The following is a 15,078-nucleotide window of genomic DNA, read 5'->3' as shown; positions in this document are numbered from 1 at the left end:
TCCAAAACTGCCGAACTCTTATTAAAAAGCTTAGTACAAGACATAAAAATCTTATAATGAAATAGATGATTTAACAATTACAAAGGGGCTCTGCCGTACAGGAAACAACAAAATATAACATTATAGCTTTCAAAGACCATCAAAGCAAAATAAAACAAGTATCGGTATCCCAAAGAAATGTGAGTTCTAACATCAAGCTATAATGGGAAGAATAATAAAAGTATAACAATGTTTATGTTTATTGAATAGTATAACTATATACTGTATCTTCACTAAGATATAAATAAAGTCTTATTTTAAATATTCCGAAAAATGTTTTTTTCAGGATATAAACACGCTCTATTGTATGTAGTTTTTGTAATTGATAATCAGCAAGAAAACATTCTATCTCATCCATCTTTTTTCCAATTAACTGATCTTCTGATATAATATTCTGACTTTTATCTTGGAAGTAATATTTTTTACTAGTCATATCGATAAATAATTTTTATTGCAAAATCTTTTTATTATTTTCTGAGTACTTTTTTTTCTAACTTGATTTCCGACGGTGGTTAATTAAAAGAACGGTTTGTTTGGTAAGGAAAAATTATTTCCCTGAGTCTTCAAAAGTTTTTGTGGATTCAGTTGATGAAATATATTCTATATCAAGCTATATAATACATAGCTTAAATAAGTTTATGGTACGATTGTAATAAAAAGATAAATTAAAAATATAGCAATCAGTACAATTCCCTGCATAATATTGGTTCTGCCCGTTGCCAGTGAAACAGTAATAATAAAAAGCGACAGCCCTAAAAGTATGGTTGATTTAATATCTATTCCTAATGTCATTCTTATACCGGTTATTACAGATATGATAGCTATGGCAGGAATACTGAGTCCGATACTGGCCAAAGCAGAACCAAACGCCAGATTTAATGAGGTTTGGATCTGATCACTTTTTGCAGCCCTGAATGCAGCCAGTCCTTCCGGAAGAAGAACAATACCTGCAATAATAATACCTACAAGAGATTTTGGGGCACCCGCGGAAACCACTATATGCTCAACATCCTTTGAAAGAAGCTTTGCCAGTAAAACGACTATTCCCAGGGATAATAGTAACAATATACAACTGATATACAATTGTTTTCGGGAAATCAGTTCATGATTATCTTGTACAGGCTGATTTTTGGACAGTTTATTCTCTGGAGAAATGAAAAAGCTTCGATGTCTAAACGTTTGAATCATAGTAAATCCAAGATAAAGTCCTAAAGAAATTAAGGCAATAAAAAGCAATTGAAAGGAGGTATATTCCCCTCCGAGATGACTCACCGTATAATTAGGCAGAATAAGCACAAAAATAATCACAGAAGTAAGCGTAATGAGTGCCGTACTTACCCCCTGTAATGTAAAGCTCTGCTCTCTGTATCTTAAGGAACCTATCACAATACAGCTCCCAATGATTCCGGTAAGGATTATCATTACGGCAGCAAAAACCGTATCTCTGGCAAGGGTAATGGTTTCTAAGCCTTTTGCTCCCATCATAATAGAAATAATAAGTCCTACTTCTATAACCGTAATGGCAAATGCCAGAAGCAAGGTTCCAAATGGCTCACCCAAGCGATGAGCAATAACTTCGGAATGATACACCGCTGCCAAAACACTCCCCATCAAAAATAAAGCAAGAATCACAGAGTAATACCCTGATGAGAAAACAAAATTGCCAACATAAGATAACCACGCCAGAATAGGAACCAAAAACGTCCACATCCATAAATATTTTTTTATATACATAAAAGCATCAATAATTTTTACAATTGAATTGTCCTTTGGAGAAAATCACAAGATTTATATTCCCTTTTTCAAAACAGTTTCTATAAATGATTTGAAGCAGACTAGAGAGGTTATACTGGAAATATCAAATAATGAAAAAAGTGAATAGGCCGGAACTTAAAGTCCGGATCATCAGTTCAATGTAGTTATTCAGCAAGATACGATTAATTAATCACTTATTTGGAATTATATAGTAGTATTTTAGGTTTGTAATCATGTCCTAAGGCTCAAAAATCTCCATTACTTCATAAATAGTCATCAAAGCAACTGTTTTTATGATCAACCGTCTTACATATTCTTAAAAAGAAGCTGGAATTTTGTAAAAGTGTGATATGTACAACATAAAAGAAACAATCTGTAATACAATAGATTATTAAACACCCATCTTTGTATGGTAGCAATGAAGTTACACTAAAATCCACCTTATGGACACAAACCAAAACAAAGGCGACAAATTTTTCAAAACTCCTGGAGCTTGGATTGAGCAGTCAAAACAACTGAAAGAAAAATTTTCAACATTAACGGACCACGATCTGAAGCTTGAAGAAGGGAAAGAAAGGGAAATGCTGGAAAGAATCGGAAACAGATTAAGAAAAAACCGTGAAGAAGTTCTCAATATTATCAAAGAAATCAATCTTTCATAAATTGTTTTCAGGGACAATTAAAGCCAATGAAAAGATATATTTATCAAACGCTTTCACTGGAAAAAGGGATGGAATATTAGACAGTTCTATCCCTTTTATTTACAATACCATCTACTCTTTTTATGTTTAAACCCACAGTGATGAATCATAGAGAACTTGAAAAATCGAAAGTATATATTACAAGCCAGATTGTAGATTACATTCCAAATTCTGTAGTGAGTAAAAATATACTGGAAAAACTGACCGGCAATATCAGTGTTTTATCTTTTGATGACAAAGAAGGGTTATCTGAAAAGATTTCTCATTTCGATACTGTTGCACAGATCATTGAAGGTAAAGCTGAAATCATTATAGACGGAGCTTCTTACTTTATGGAAGAAGGTGAATGCATTATCGTTCCTGCCCATAAATCTCATTCTATAAAAGGAAATAAGCGCTTTAAGATGATCGTAACAATAATAAAAAGCGGCTATGAATAATCTGGATACCCTATCTATTTTAACAAAAAAGATATTAAAAAAAACAGTTGAAATTCAAAAAGAATTTCCTGAACTCTATGAGCTTTTAGACGAGACACCACTATTTTTTTCTTTTACAGAGAAAAATATAACAATCAGAGATCTAAGACAGTATCTTATTTCCCTTATAATACAGCAAAAGGCCTTTGAAAAAAGGGCTATCATGAAAAATGATTTACAATAAAATTCTGATGAAAAAGTTAACTAAGCATCCAAAGAGTAAATTAGGGCTCAGAAATAAAAAAAATATTTCAAGAAGATCCTATTATTCCCAGTTTACCTCGCTGTTCTATCTACGAAATACAAACATAACCTTAGAAAGAGATGCTAAAGAGATTATAAGAATGTTAAAAGAATTACAGCAGCTTATCAACAGATCAAGATTGGTATTTAGTACATATTGCAGTTTAAGCCAGCATAACCTGTGGCAGTCTGTTTTAGAAGACCTGAGCGGGAACATACAGAATATTAGAATCCAGTTTGAATATATACTGGAAAATATTACTAAAAAAAATAAAATCAATGCATCTATATTCTGGCAGCAAAACGAAGTCTATACAGATGAAATGGAAGTAACCCATAAAAAACTCATTCTATTGACTACTCAGATTTTACCGGAAGAAGAAAGATCATCATGGAAAGTAAATATTTGTAACTTTTACGATGAAATTTTTTCTTTACTCATTCCACTTATCGGGATGTGCAGGATTGAATTGAACTTTATAGAAAAATATTCGCCTAAAATCTTCAACCAAACTGCTATGGATATTATTAAAAATATTCCAAAAAATTACACATTACAGGAAGCAAAGGAATATGAACATGAATACTTAAAAGTATTAACTAACTACAGTCATGGGTTCTATAGAAAAAATAATTTTTGGAACAGCATATTATACATCCTTTCAGGTGGTATGTGCCCATTACCATCAGAACGTACTTATCCAAAAGAGAGATCAGCAGAAAAATGAAAGATAAGTTTTCTTAATGAACCTCCACCTAAATTTTTTATCTTATTAAATATTTTTGAAATGAAAACAATACATCTCTTTCGGTTTAACGATTCTATTTTCCGTAAAATTCCTTTCTTCAAAGAAGAGCATAGGTTGAAAACCGATGTAACGGAAATTGATTTAATGAATATTGAAATAGTAACCGAATATGTCGTAAAAACTCATGATGACTTTAGTTTTGACAATACATCAGGAAATGATCTTTTATCAATGTGCAAAAAAGCTCAAAAAACAATTGAACATTATTTTGTGATAAGACTGGATCACTATGATTTTATATGAAAAAGTTATTTAATCAGATGTTAGAATCACAATCCAAACAGTAATATATTGGGGACTTCCCGTATTTTAATCTTTTTAATCTGGTTTTTTACTATAAAAATGATATAGAAAAATTACATCCCCTGTATAGGCAGGTTTCGAATGATTCTTTATAAGAAGTTTAGCTTCCACTACTACTTTTATAGTTCCTCTGAGATCTGTCACCGATTTCACAGTGGCCTGTAGTTTTACGTCAGTCTCTACAGGAACAGCCTGGCCAAATTTAAGGTTCTCAATCCCATAATTGATTTCCATTTTTACATTTCTCACCTCAGCAATTTGTTTCCAGAGATAAGGGATCAGCGATAAAAGCAAATAGCCATGAGCAATTGTAGATTTGAACGGGCCTTCTTTTTCAGCTCTTTCTTTATTAATATGGATCCACTGGTCATCTAAGGTTGCCTCTGCAAACCTGTTGATCTGCTTCTGATCTATGGTATGCCAATCAGAAAACCCGACCATTTGTCCTTCGAAAGCCTTATACTCTCTAAAATTGTTAATGATAATCATGTTTGTCTGTCTTTTTTATTTAGACTGATTGAAATTCTTCCTTGAAAAACCTCTCACGTCGATGTGAGAGGTAAATGAACATAATGGAAAATAAAAAGTAATTTAACTTACACCAATGTTCTTTCAAACAATATACTCAAATTCCAAAGATTACTGGACTTTGAATTGTAAAAAAATATAAAAATATAATACTGAAATTGAAAATAATATTTATTTCAAACAGATGATATTAAAGCTTAATTATGCCAGTTTTACATTAACCGCATTTAAACCTTTATCACTCTTTTGTACATCGAAAACGACTTTATCATTTTCACGGATTGATCTTGAGTCTAATCCTGAAGAATGTACAAATATATCTTTACTCCCGTCTGTAGGAGAAATAAATCCGAAGCCTTTTGCTTCATTGAAAAATTTTACTGTGCCTTGTTGCATTGTAATTATTATTAAAAAATTATTTATTGTTTTCTGTAAACTCTACAGATTTATTTATAAAATGATCTGACCGGCATTGTGAATCCTATCAGTTTTTGAATATTTTTAAGATCTAAGCGCTCATCGGTATCGCAAAATGAAATAGCAGTACCTTCCGTTCCTGCCCTTCCGGTTCTTCCGATCCTGTGGACATACGTTTCCGGAATATTGGGAAGCTCATAGTTTACTACATGTGGAAGATCATCAATATCAATACCTCTGGCTGCAATATCTGTAGCTACCAATACTTTAATCTTACTGCTTTTAAAATCATCAAGTGCATTCTGTCTTGCGGTCTGAGATTTGTTCCCATGAATCGCAGCAGCAAAAATCCCTACTCCTTCCAATTGCTGTACCAGCTTATTGGCAATATGCTTAGTACGGGTAAAAACCAGTGAACGCCTCATATTTTCATTTTGCAATAAATCAATCAACAAACCCGTCTTATCTCTTTTTTCCACAAAATAAACGGATTGTTTCACCGTTTGTGCGGTTGAAGATACTGGAGTTACAGTAACCTCTACAGGATTATTCAGAATTGTTTCCGCAAATTTTCTTATACCTGAAGGCATTGTGGCCGAAAAAAATAAGGTCTGCCTTTTCTGGGGAATCAGCTTTAAAACTTTTTTGACATCATTGATAAACCCCATGTCAAGCATTCTGTCTGCTTCATCCAAAACAAATATTTCTATTTTAGAAAGATCAATATGTCTTTGATTAACCAAATCCAGCAATCTGCCAGGTGTAGCCACCAGAATATCTACTCTTTTCCTAAGAGCCGCAAGCTGTCCGCCCGCTGGGACTCCTCCATAAACAGAGAGTTGTGATAAAGGTAAATATTTGCTGTACACAGCAAAATTCTCTTCAATCTGTATTGCTAATTCCCGGGTCGGTGTAAGTATTAATGTTCTGATCTCTTTATGATCAGGGGTATATTTTTTTAACAACTGAAGAATAGGCATTGCAAATGCTGCCGTTTTTCCTGTACCTGTCTGGGCACATCCTATAATATCTTTTCCTGCAAGAATATGGGGTATTGCTGTATACTGTATTTCAGTTGGCTTAGAATACCCTGCTTCTGTTACAGCACGGATAATGGGATTGATTAAATTTAAATTTTTGAAACTCATCATAATGTTCGGTCTTCCCGATATTTTGTAAGCAAATTCCCTTTTCAGAATTTGAATTGGTGTATCATAATGATGAATAAAAAAATCTTTTTTCTTCATCATTTTACTTGCTTAACTTCCGATAAATTACCTGTGTAGTATTCATGAGCCTGCAATAACGTATCCTTCTAGGATGAAAAGACTTGTGGAGTGTTTTCACATTCGAAACCCGATTGATAATTGGGTGGCTGAAAAAGCAAAAACTGAAAGAAAAAATGGTGAGTTTAAACTATTACAGAATGGCAAAGGCAGAAACCTGTTTTATAAATGCATTGCAAATATACAACAAAACAATTAGGCAACAGTAAATTTAATTAATTGATTATCAAAAATATATTCGTAGCTTACGCACATAAACTGAATTGTTTGCCTTTGCGGATGATTTTAAATTTTACTCCCATGCAAACTTCATTTCCCATAACTCATCCCCATTCCCAAACTACAGACCTGCATTCAGCTCCGCAGGTGAGGATTGCTTATTTTATTATGATCCATCATAAACCTGATACATTTAAAGAAATGTTTCAAAAAATTTATACAAGGGATCAGTTTTACCTTATTCATATCGACCGGAAAGCAAAAGCAGAATTTACAGAAGAAATACAATTATATTTAATACATTTCCCCAATGTGTATATTTTGGAAAGCATGAATATTGTGTCCGGAGGATTTAGTATGATCCAGGCTGAACTTAATGCGATGGAATATCTTTTGAATGTAAGTCATGACTGGGATTATTTTATCAACCTGAGTGGTGAAGACTTCCCACTCAAGTCACAAAATATTATACGTCAATTCCTTACCGTTAATAACGGAAGAAACTATCTTTTTTATTATGACCAGAAATTTTACAGGCCTGATACACTGCAAAGGATACAAAATCATTTTACAGAGCTGACCCATAAAATATCTTCATTTATTTATAAAAGAGAATTTATGAAGGAAGTTATACCTTATATTGGTGGGAAGTGGTTTATCCTTACAAGAGAAACCTGTGTATTTTTAACCAATAATAAAAGGGTAATGGATTTTGAAGATTATTACCTTCACACTCTTTTACCAGCTGAATCATTTTTCCAGACAGTACTCCTCAACACAGCCTTTAGTGATATTATTGTGAATGATGATAAAAGAGCAGTCATTGAAAAAACTTTTTTTAGTAAAGACCAATATGCTGACAACTTCATCGAAACTCTAAAATCCTCCAATAACCTTTTCATTAGAAAAATAGATGATAAAACAAATAAAAATATTCTAAAATATATTAATGACACTTATCTTCTTCCTTTACCTGAAATTAATGAAGTTGAAAGAGAACTTAAGAGAAATGATCACGACGACAAATGGTCTTAAGAAAACTTTGTACACTTGTAAATAAATTAGGAACTGTACACAAGGTAGTTTCATATGAATAGTTAAAATAAAAATTGATGCTGATAAAAGAGGAGCTTTTGATGAACTATGGAGCTAAAATTGTAAATTTTACAAAGGGAAAATATGTATTTAAAGAAAATGATGACGTAGTCTCTTATTTTCAAATTTCAACAGGAACTGTGAAGATTGTCAGTGAGAAAAAAGCGGGTCGTGAATTTATTCACAACATTTCTATTCAAGGTGATTGTCTAGGAGCACTTTTCCTGTTCTTAAAACATCCATATTCTGTAAGTGCCATTGCAATGGAGAACTCTAGGATAATCAAATTGGAAAGATTGGGCTTTGATTTAATGCTAAAAGATAATCCCAAAATACTGTTAGATTTATACAAATATACCGCAGAAAATATACATTATACCTACCTGATGAAAGGATTTGCATCAGAAAGCCCGTCAGAAAAAATAACGAATCTATTCAACTACTTAAAAAAATCAAAACCTCCGACTGATTCTTATCAAGTATTTCTCACCAGACAGCAAATTGCATCGCTAACAGGATTACGAGTGGAAACTGTTATAAGAACAATTAAAAAACTGCAAAATCTAGGAATACTCCTGGTTATCAATCGCAAAATATTTTATTAATAATATATCTTTTTACTTGACTAAAAACTTCCAAATTGAATATTATAATGGCTACAGAAAATAATTTAGGTTTGCTTTTCATAAAATTTATTTTTGATTGGTTAATAATTATCTATTAAGAATCTTCCCCATTTCCATTACTTATGATACTCTTCTTCTGTCACAGGTTGTAACCATTCGACCGAACCATTCTTATTATCAGTAACGGCAACCTGAACGAAATAAGAATCTTTACTCGCACCGTGCCAATGCTCAACATTTGCCGGACATTTGATAACATCGCCTTTGTGTAAAATCTTTTTCGGCTGCCCTTTTTCCTGATAATATCCTACACCATCGGTTACGAGGATGATCTGCCCACCGGGATGGAGATGCCATTTGGTTCTCGCTCCGGGTTCAAAAGTTACATTACCCACACCCGTATTAAGTGTCTGCTGGTATTGCCCAAGCATTTGCAGCCAAACATTGCCTGTAAAATTGTTATTGGTTACTTTTCCCCCTTTAGGAAAAATATTAGTCCTTGCTCTTTCCAATGTGGATTTACTACAACAGCTTGATACAATTAATATTGATAAAAGTAATGTAACTATTTGTTTCATATTTATATATTTAATCTTAATTCTTTAATAAATACAGGGCTTGTTATAATTTATTCTACCGTAACGAATGGTAGAACTTTCATGTTTTTATAGATTTTTTCCAAAAAATTCAGTCAGTTTTCTCACTGCTTTTTCTACATATTCAGGTCTCCAATACGTTTGGATATGCGTGGCACCATCAATGATGAATAGTTCTTTCCCTTTTGCATTTACTGCTTTCTGAAAAGCTTCATCGGTCATATATTTGGTGTCAGCTTTACCTCCAGCTATCATCAATAAAGGCTGATTAATCAAATCCATATTGTCCGCAGCATCCCAGGTCATTAAATCCAGTAAATTGCTGGTGGGATATAAAAAAGTAGAGTTGGGATGAGCATTGGTGCGATAATAATAAATATAACCTTCCCGATAGAGATCCGTATTTGTTTTCTGAATTTCTTCATCGGTAATACTTGCCACACCTGAATATATTATTTTACCACCCGCTACTTCCTGTGCCCTTGCGTCGGAAGCTTGTTTCAAACGCTCCTGAATAGTATTCAAACCAGAATTCATAAATCCATTACGTCTTACTTCTCCAGAATTGAACATACTTAAAGTAGCGACAGCCTTAAATCTTTTGTCCGATTGAGTAGCTTTCAATGTGTAACCACCGCCGCCGCAGATACCGAATGCTCCGATTCGATTAATATCAACTCCGGGATATTGCGAAATAAAATCTGCCATTCCGTGAATGTCTTCTGTTCTATAGACAGGTCTATCGGTGTGACGAGGTTCTCCCCCACTTGCTCCCTGATAAGATGCATCTGCAGCAATGGTAATATAACCAGCTTCCGCTAAGCGTTGTGCATAAAGTCCTGCTGTCTGTTCCTTAACACCTCCATTTGGGTGTGCAACAGTGATCGCAGCATATTTTTTTGAAGGATCATAATTTGCCGGTGTGTAAACATTGGCAGCGATATCAATTCCATTCAATTTATACTTTACAGGATAAATATTTACTTTTCCTGTTACATTTTCTTTGATTGCATCATCATAAGCCAACCCGAAAGGATTATTATGTTTGACAACTTCAATTTTTTCCATTTTTGTTTTTTTTGTTTGTGCATTAATACTAAAGCTTGTTGCTATAATAATTAATGCTGTCATTGACATTATTATCTTTTTCATTTTTTTATTTTAGATCGTTTATTTAGGCTTATTTTCTAAAACCTGATTTAAAACCATTTTGGTTGCATTTGATTTTTCTTTATTAATAGTAGAGCTGACAACAGTAACAAATTCCTTCAACTGCTGTGGTGACCATCCAACGTTTAACGAAATCCCTAAATGAGAGTGCAACATTGGTTCAGCATCACCAATAGCACTGATTACAGAAATCGTCACCAACTCTCTTTGTGCATAAGTCAAAACATCCCTATCAAAAATATCTGCAAACAGATGTTCCTTTAGAAATGTATCTATTGTCGGTGCAAATGCTGAATAACCCGAAAGTTTGTCAGGTTGCTTTGCTTGGGTAAGTTGACCAAGAATTTCCTTTCCACGTTCATACTTGTTGTTTTCACTATCAACAATAGAAGCTTCTTTTCCAACAACATCATTAATACCTTTTGCCTTTCTTTCCTCAAGAACTTCCATAAAAGTCTGTAAACCTCTTATGCTTCTCGGAAAACCACAATAAGCATAGGTATGTACCAAAATTTCCTTTATTTCATTAATAGTCAGACCCGAATCAAGACCGGAATTTAAACTACCTTTTAATTCTTTCAATTTACCTTGCGCTGTAAATGAGGAAATAGCAATGGTACTTTTATCTTTTTCACTTAAATGATTACTTGGTGTTGTTAATTGTTGTGCTTTCATATCAGTTACAAAAAGTGAAACACTCATTATCTGGATTATTAAAATGAAATACTTCAATTGTTTCATTATTTTACTTTTAAAGTTTAATTCAACTACATTATTTAGGCATTCCGATCCTGATAAGCCATTCTTTTACTTTCTTTTCTGCTTCAATTTTCTTCTTTCCTTCCATTACGAACAGAATACCATCCCGTTCAACCCCTCCTTTTATGGTAAAGCCTTCTAATATTTTGCTGCCAGGACTTAGCTTTTTCACGGTGTCAAAACTGTTTCCAATACCATAACCTGCATTGGTATTAAAAAGAATAATTGTTTTCCCTTTAAAATTGTTCTGGCACAAAAAACTTTTCATCGGAGGTGGTAATTGCATTCCCCAGGTTGGAAACCCCAAAAAGATCACATCATATTTTTCTATATCGTCAATCTTTGTTTTAAGCGGAGGTAAAAAATTAGTGTCATTTTCTTTCGCCACCTGATCTACAATTGCTTTGTAATCTTCGGGATAAGGATTCTGTAATTCCAACTCAATTAAGGTTCCACCGGTATTTTGATGAATGATGTCGGCAATTGTTTTTGTATTTTTTGTTCGAGATAGATAAACAATCAATACATTTTTGTCTTTAGGCATCTCCTTTTTTTCAGACATTGATTTCTGAGCTTTTGAGCAAGATGATAATAATAGAAGTACTGCACAAAACCATACACCAAAATTTTTCAACTTTTCCATATATCATTTATTGTTTAACAAAATTCAGAAAATAGCAGTTTAAAATCGGTAGACAGATTACGGATAATGCAACCAATATTACTTATCCAACCCTTTCTCTTTCAACCATTTTGATAATAATCCTGCAACTTCTGCATTATTCAGATCAGACATTAGAAAATGGGTATTTCCTTTGATACCCAATTCCGGAAGATGAACAATAGTAACGTCACCACCGTGACTATTGACAACTTTCGCCCATTGCCTTGCCGTTTTCAGAACGGTTCTCCAAAAATTTAGTGATGCTGCAGTAGTTTCTTCAGTTGGAATATAATCTCCATAGTAAACTATAATTGGGATTTTGGTTAGCTTCATAAAATCTTGTATGGGAACACCTTTTCCTCCTCGGTTTCCTTCAGGTTCTTCTCCTTCCGGAAAGGTGAATCCTCCGGGTTCATAGGCAACGACAGCTTTAATTTTTTCATTTTTAATGGCTGTTTTCCATCCGGGTGAGCCTCCTGCCGAATGTGTGAAAAGAATCCCGTTTCCGGATTTATCCATAACCGAAGACATTGCATTAACAATTATTGTTTCATCTACATTTCCCGTATTAGGTGTCATCATACGGAAAAATTGATCCATAGAAACGCTGTCTTTTGGAAACTGAACTCCTTCATTGAATTTGGGGTACAGACCCATTCGAAATTGGGTAAACCAAGTCTGGTCATCTGGCGTACCGCTAATTTGTCCGGGTTTTGTAGTTTGCCCTGCCTCTCCACGACCTGGTTGATCAACCAGATAAACGCTATAACCTTTTCTTAAAAATAGATTGGAAAAACCTTCTCTTCCATCCGCTGTAGTCTGCCAGCTTCGTCTAGATTGTCCATAACCGTGCAGAAAAACCATCGAAAGTTTTTTAGGTTTTACAGGAATTTGGTAAAAAACATCAGCGTGATCTCCGTGTCTTGTTTGCCCACCTTGGGGAACATTCCATGGTTTTAAAGGATCGAAAACGCCATCACTTTTGATAACCGAACCTCCAGCAGAAAAATTGCCTTGTGATGCAATAGTAATTGGTTTTTGTGCCACCTGATTTTGTGCCTTAACAAAAAAATTGGAGACTAAAATTAAGGTGATTAAGCTTAAATATTTCATTGTTTTATTTGTCATTGCTCATTCTTTTAAATTTAATTATCAATAATTTAGAAAAGAAAATGAATACACTTTTCTTTTGGTAAGAATAAAATATTACACTTGATTGATTTTAGTATATTCTTATTTTCCGACCCTTTCTTTTAAATGCTGCGGATATCTTTCTCCAACAACTTTAATTACAGAAAGAGCATCTTCGATTTCAGATAAATCCTGAGAACTCAGTTTTAAATCAGCTCCGCCAATATTTTCTTTTAAACGATGTAATTTGGTAGTGCCCGGAATTGGAGCAATAAAGCTCTTTTGAGCAAGAAGCCAAGCTAAAGCAACCTGAGCAGGAGTAGCATTTTTTTCTGTTGCAATTGATTTTACCAAATCTACTAAAGCCTGGTTTGCCTTTCTATTTTCTTCAGAGAATCTAGGCACAATATTTCTAAAATCTGAGTCTTCAAATTTTGTTTTTTCATTAATTGCTCCCGTTAAAAAACCTTTACCTAATGGGCTGAATGGAACAAATCCAATTCCTAATTCTTCCAATATAGGAATGATTTCTTTTTCAGGTTCACGGTAAAACAAAGAATATTCACTTTGTAAAGCGGTTACCGGTTGTACTTTGTGTGCTCTGCGAATCGTTTCCACACCTGCTTCCGAAAGACCAAAATGCTTGACCTTACCTTCCGTAATTAAATCTTTTACCATTCCGGCAACATCTTCAATCGGAATATTTGGGTCAACTCTATGCTGATAAAATAAATCAATATAATCCGTCTGTAGTCTTTTCAAAGAATCCTCTACCACTTTTCTGATTCTTGCAGGACTACTGTCTAAGCCCTTTGTAGAATCTCCATCTTCAAATCCGAATTTGGTGGCAATTACAACATCTTTTCTAAAGAGTTTCAATGCTTCTCCTACCAATGTTTCGTTAGTGAATGGACCATAACATTCGGCTGTATCAAAAAAAGTTACTCCATTTTCAAAAGCGGTTCTTATTAACTGAATCGCTTCCTGTTTTTCGGTTACTTTTCCATAACCAAAACTTAATCCCATACATCCTAATCCTAATGCGGAAATTTCTAATTTGTTATTTCCTAATAATCTTTTTTCCATTTTTACTAAATTTTATTTTGTTTTTAAAGGCGCTTCCACATCGGAAAATTGCTGTACAAAAGGTGATATTCCTTCTGACAATTTATGATCAATTGTATTTGCTTTAAGTATGGAATTGAAAGTTTGCAATGTACTTCCAACGGCTGCTAAACCAACTGTCTTTATTATATCTCTTCTATTCATTTGATCATATTTTTACTAATGAAATTTGATTAAAAGTCCAATTTTCTTTCACTAAGCCATTTAACCATATTGGGATCTCTATGGTCAAAGAAAAGACTGGAAGCAGTATCTAAAGTGGCGATAGCATTCATCTCTTCAGAAGAAAGTTCAAAATCGAAAATGTTGAAATTTTCAGCCATCCTTTCTTTTCTTACCGATTTTGGAATAACGATAACATTTCTGCTTGTTAACCAGTTCAAAATCACCTGAGCTACAGATTTGTTATATTTTTCTGCGATTGTTTTTAAAACTTCATTATTAAAAATATCATTCTTTCCTTCTGCAAAGGGTCCCCAGGATTCTATCTGTACATTATTTTCAATTAGGAATTTTTGTGTTTCAACCTGTTGATGGAAAGGATGTGTCTCTACCTGATTGATTGCCGGTGTAAATCCACTGTTGGCAATTAAATCGGCAATCCTGTCTGGATGAAAATTGGAAACACCTATAGCCCTTACTTTTCCTTGTTTATACAATTCCTGCATTGCTCTCCAAGAACCAAATACATCTCCATAAGGTTGATGAATAAGGTATAAATCCAGATAATTCAACTGAAGTTTTTTCAATGATGTTTCAAAAGCTTTTAATGTATTTTCATATCCAGCATCCTGCACCCAAAGCTTTGTTGTTATAAATAAATCTTCTCTTGCAACCTGGCTGGCTTTGATCGCATTACCAACAGCTTGCTCATTTCCATAAGATGCAGCAGTATCTATTAATCTATATCCAGTGTCGATAGCATCAATAACAGCTTTTTCACATTCCGAAGGATCCGGTACCTGAAATACTCCAAATCCTAAAATTGGCATTTCTAATCCGTTGTTTAATATTACTTTTTTCATTTTTGATTTTAATTTAAATTATTGCTTCATAAAGAAGTTAATATTGTTTATCAACTTGTTATTGCAAATTTCCAACCTATTGACAAGCATATTGGTAGACAGATTACG

19 protein-coding genes are annotated in these 15,078 nt (G+C 33.6%); 7 read left to right on the top strand and 12 right to left on the bottom strand.

Annotation, left to right across the window (positions count from 1 at the left end; translation table 11 throughout):
- Window positions 1-675: 675 nt before the first annotated feature.
- On the bottom strand, window positions 676-1,773 hold the full coding sequence (locus BUE84_RS05760) for a calcium:proton antiporter (RefSeq protein ID WP_079240858.1): 1,098 nt from the start codon (window positions 1,771-1,773) through the stop codon (window positions 676-678).
- 464 nt (window positions 1,774-2,237) lie between these two features.
- On the opposite strand from BUE84_RS05760, the gene BUE84_RS05755 reads away from it, so the two are divergent.
- The 5 genes from BUE84_RS05755 to BUE84_RS05735 all read left to right on the top strand — a co-directional run bounded on the left by BUE84_RS05755 (window position 2,238) and on the right by BUE84_RS05735 (window position 4,269).
- Window positions 2,238-2,456, top strand: coding sequence for a hypothetical protein (locus BUE84_RS05755; protein WP_034692169.1), 219 nt, complete (start codon window positions 2,238-2,240; stop codon window positions 2,454-2,456).
- Between the two features lie 140 nt (window positions 2,457-2,596).
- Window positions 2,597-2,935 carry a cupin domain-containing protein gene (locus BUE84_RS05750; protein WP_167595385.1) on the top strand — a complete coding sequence of 113 codons (339 nt, stop codon included), beginning with the start codon at window positions 2,597-2,599 and terminating at the stop codon, window positions 2,933-2,935.
- Window positions 2,928-3,158 carry a hypothetical protein gene (locus BUE84_RS05745; RefSeq protein ID WP_079240856.1) on the top strand — a complete coding sequence of 77 codons (231 nt, stop codon included), beginning with the start codon at window positions 2,928-2,930 and terminating at the stop codon, window positions 3,156-3,158. The genes BUE84_RS05750 and BUE84_RS05745 overlap by 8 nt, the downstream gene beginning before the upstream one ends.
- Before the next feature lie 7 nt (window positions 3,159-3,165).
- The gene (locus BUE84_RS05740; RefSeq protein ID WP_145953216.1) at window positions 3,166-3,945 is read left to right on the top strand and encodes a hypothetical protein; all 780 of its coding nucleotides are present in this window, start codon (window positions 3,166-3,168) and stop codon (window positions 3,943-3,945) included.
- A 60-nt stretch (window positions 3,946-4,005) separates the two neighbouring features.
- Window positions 4,006-4,269 carry a heme oxygenase gene (locus BUE84_RS05735; RefSeq protein ID WP_068944034.1) on the top strand — a complete coding sequence of 88 codons (264 nt, stop codon included), beginning with the start codon at window positions 4,006-4,008 and terminating at the stop codon, window positions 4,267-4,269.
- Between the two features lie 75 nt (window positions 4,270-4,344).
- Here the strand turns inward: BUE84_RS05735 and BUE84_RS05730 are convergent, their stop codons facing one another.
- The 3 genes from BUE84_RS05730 to BUE84_RS05720 form a co-directional block, all read right to left on the bottom strand.
- On the bottom strand, window positions 4,345-4,818 hold the full coding sequence (locus BUE84_RS05730; RefSeq protein WP_079240854.1) for a MaoC family dehydratase: 474 nt from the start codon (window positions 4,816-4,818) through the stop codon (window positions 4,345-4,347).
- Window positions 4,819-5,058: 240 nt separating this feature from the next.
- Entirely contained in the window at window positions 5,059-5,253 is a 195-nt protein-coding gene (locus tag BUE84_RS05725; protein ID WP_002980989.1) for a cold-shock protein, read from the bottom strand.
- 50 nt (window positions 5,254-5,303) lie between these two features.
- Complete coding sequence (locus BUE84_RS05720) at window positions 5,304-6,422, bottom strand: DEAD/DEAH box helicase (RefSeq protein WP_047438315.1); 1,119 nt, start codon at window positions 6,420-6,422, stop codon at window positions 5,304-5,306.
- Between the two features lie 438 nt (window positions 6,423-6,860).
- Between BUE84_RS05720 and BUE84_RS05715 the strand changes: the two genes are divergently transcribed.
- Together BUE84_RS05715 and BUE84_RS05710 are read left to right on the top strand one after the other, a co-directional pair.
- Window positions 6,861-7,814, top strand: a complete 954-nt coding sequence (locus tag BUE84_RS05715) for a beta-1,6-N-acetylglucosaminyltransferase (protein ID WP_167595384.1) — start codon at window positions 6,861-6,863, stop codon at window positions 7,812-7,814.
- 77 nt (window positions 7,815-7,891) lie between these two features.
- The gene (locus tag BUE84_RS05710) at window positions 7,892-8,479 is read left to right on the top strand and encodes a Crp/Fnr family transcriptional regulator (RefSeq protein WP_079240852.1); all 588 of its coding nucleotides are present in this window, start codon (window positions 7,892-7,894) and stop codon (window positions 8,477-8,479) included.
- Between the two features lie 137 nt (window positions 8,480-8,616).
- Here BUE84_RS05710 and BUE84_RS05705 read toward each other — a convergent pair whose 3' ends face one another.
- The 8 genes from BUE84_RS05705 to BUE84_RS05675 all read right to left on the bottom strand — a co-directional run bounded on the left by BUE84_RS05705 (window position 8,617) and on the right by BUE84_RS05675 (window position 14,970).
- The gene (locus BUE84_RS05705) at window positions 8,617-9,078 is read right to left on the bottom strand and encodes a cupin domain-containing protein (protein ID WP_079240851.1); all 462 of its coding nucleotides are present in this window, start codon (window positions 9,076-9,078) and stop codon (window positions 8,617-8,619) included.
- A gap of 87 nt (window positions 9,079-9,165) precedes the next feature.
- Window positions 9,166-10,248: an alpha/beta hydrolase gene (locus tag BUE84_RS05700; protein WP_079240850.1), complete on the bottom strand. Its 1,083-nt coding sequence runs from the start codon at window positions 10,246-10,248 to the stop codon at window positions 9,166-9,168.
- 18 nt (window positions 10,249-10,266) lie between these two features.
- Entirely contained in the window at window positions 10,267-11,007 is a 741-nt protein-coding gene (locus BUE84_RS05695; protein WP_079240849.1) for a carboxymuconolactone decarboxylase family protein, read from the bottom strand.
- Window positions 11,008-11,038: 31 nt separating this feature from the next.
- A complete protein-coding gene (locus BUE84_RS05690; RefSeq protein ID WP_079240848.1) occupies window positions 11,039-11,668 on the bottom strand; it encodes a flavodoxin family protein in 630 nt (209 codons plus the stop codon).
- 78 nt (window positions 11,669-11,746) lie between these two features.
- A complete protein-coding gene (locus tag BUE84_RS05685; protein WP_007845917.1) occupies window positions 11,747-12,817 on the bottom strand; it encodes an alpha/beta hydrolase in 1,071 nt (356 codons plus the stop codon).
- A 105-nt stretch (window positions 12,818-12,922) separates the two neighbouring features.
- Window positions 12,923-13,906 carry an aldo/keto reductase gene (locus BUE84_RS05680; protein ID WP_079240847.1) on the bottom strand — a complete coding sequence of 328 codons (984 nt, stop codon included), beginning with the start codon at window positions 13,904-13,906 and terminating at the stop codon, window positions 12,923-12,925.
- Between the two features lie 12 nt (window positions 13,907-13,918).
- Entirely contained in the window at window positions 13,919-14,089 is a 171-nt protein-coding gene (locus BUE84_RS24365; RefSeq protein ID WP_156121966.1) for a hypothetical protein, read from the bottom strand.
- A 29-nt stretch (window positions 14,090-14,118) separates the two neighbouring features.
- The gene (locus tag BUE84_RS05675) at window positions 14,119-14,970 is read right to left on the bottom strand and encodes an aldo/keto reductase (RefSeq protein ID WP_079240846.1); all 852 of its coding nucleotides are present in this window, start codon (window positions 14,968-14,970) and stop codon (window positions 14,119-14,121) included.
- Window positions 14,971-15,078: the final 108 nt, after the last annotated feature.

This window comes from Chryseobacterium indologenes (assembly GCF_002025665.1).
In the GTDB taxonomy this organism is placed as follows: domain Bacteria; phylum Bacteroidota; class Bacteroidia; order Flavobacteriales; family Weeksellaceae; genus Chryseobacterium; species Chryseobacterium metallicongregator.
This window is presented reverse-complemented; position numbering and strand designations above follow the sequence as displayed.

What these genes read in the sequence shown, in the direction of transcription:
- BUE84_RS05760 (WP_079240858.1), bottom strand. Translation starts at nt 1,773, where the DNA reads ATGTATATAAAAAAATATTTATGGATGTGGACGTTTTTGGTTCCTATT.
- BUE84_RS05690 (WP_079240848.1), bottom strand. Translation starts at nt 11,668, where the DNA reads ATGGAAAAGTTGAAAAATTTTGGTGTATGGTTTTGTGCAGTACTTCTA.
- BUE84_RS05735 (WP_068944034.1), top strand. Translation starts at nt 4,006, where the DNA reads ATGAAAACAATACATCTCTTTCGGTTTAACGATTCTATTTTCCGTAAA.
- BUE84_RS05695 (WP_079240849.1), bottom strand. Translation starts at nt 11,007, where the DNA reads ATGAAACAATTGAAGTATTTCATTTTAATAATCCAGATAATGAGTGTT.
- BUE84_RS24365 (WP_156121966.1), bottom strand. Translation starts at nt 14,089, where the DNA reads ATGAATAGAAGAGATATAATAAAGACAGTTGGTTTAGCAGCCGTTGGA.
- BUE84_RS05750 (WP_167595385.1), top strand. Translation starts at nt 2,597, where the DNA reads ATGAATCATAGAGAACTTGAAAAATCGAAAGTATATATTACAAGCCAG.
- BUE84_RS05675 (WP_079240846.1), bottom strand. Translation starts at nt 14,970, where the DNA reads ATGAAAAAAGTAATATTAAACAACGGATTAGAAATGCCAATTTTAGGA.
- BUE84_RS05685 (WP_007845917.1), bottom strand. Translation starts at nt 12,817, where the DNA reads ATGACAAATAAAACAATGAAATATTTAAGCTTAATCACCTTAATTTTA.
- BUE84_RS05730 (WP_079240854.1), bottom strand. Translation starts at nt 4,818, where the DNA reads ATGATTATCATTAACAATTTTAGAGAGTATAAGGCTTTCGAAGGACAA.
- BUE84_RS05680 (WP_079240847.1), bottom strand. Translation starts at nt 13,906, where the DNA reads ATGGAAAAAAGATTATTAGGAAATAACAAATTAGAAATTTCCGCATTA.
- BUE84_RS05740 (WP_145953216.1), top strand. Translation starts at nt 3,166, where the DNA reads ATGAAAAAGTTAACTAAGCATCCAAAGAGTAAATTAGGGCTCAGAAAT.
- BUE84_RS05700 (WP_079240850.1), bottom strand. Translation starts at nt 10,248, where the DNA reads ATGAAAAAGATAATAATGTCAATGACAGCATTAATTATTATAGCAACA.
- BUE84_RS05710 (WP_079240852.1), top strand. Translation starts at nt 7,892, where the DNA reads ATGCTGATAAAAGAGGAGCTTTTGATGAACTATGGAGCTAAAATTGTA.
- BUE84_RS05715 (WP_167595384.1), top strand. Translation starts at nt 6,861, where the DNA reads ATGCAAACTTCATTTCCCATAACTCATCCCCATTCCCAAACTACAGAC.
- BUE84_RS05725 (WP_002980989.1), bottom strand. Translation starts at nt 5,253, where the DNA reads ATGCAACAAGGCACAGTAAAATTTTTCAATGAAGCAAAAGGCTTCGGA.
- BUE84_RS05705 (WP_079240851.1), bottom strand. Translation starts at nt 9,078, where the DNA reads ATGAAACAAATAGTTACATTACTTTTATCAATATTAATTGTATCAAGC.
- BUE84_RS05720 (WP_047438315.1), bottom strand. Translation starts at nt 6,422, where the DNA reads ATGAGTTTCAAAAATTTAAATTTAATCAATCCCATTATCCGTGCTGTA.
- BUE84_RS05745 (WP_079240856.1), top strand. Translation starts at nt 2,928, where the DNA reads ATGAATAATCTGGATACCCTATCTATTTTAACAAAAAAGATATTAAAA.
- BUE84_RS05755 (WP_034692169.1), top strand. Translation starts at nt 2,238, where the DNA reads ATGGACACAAACCAAAACAAAGGCGACAAATTTTTCAAAACTCCTGGA.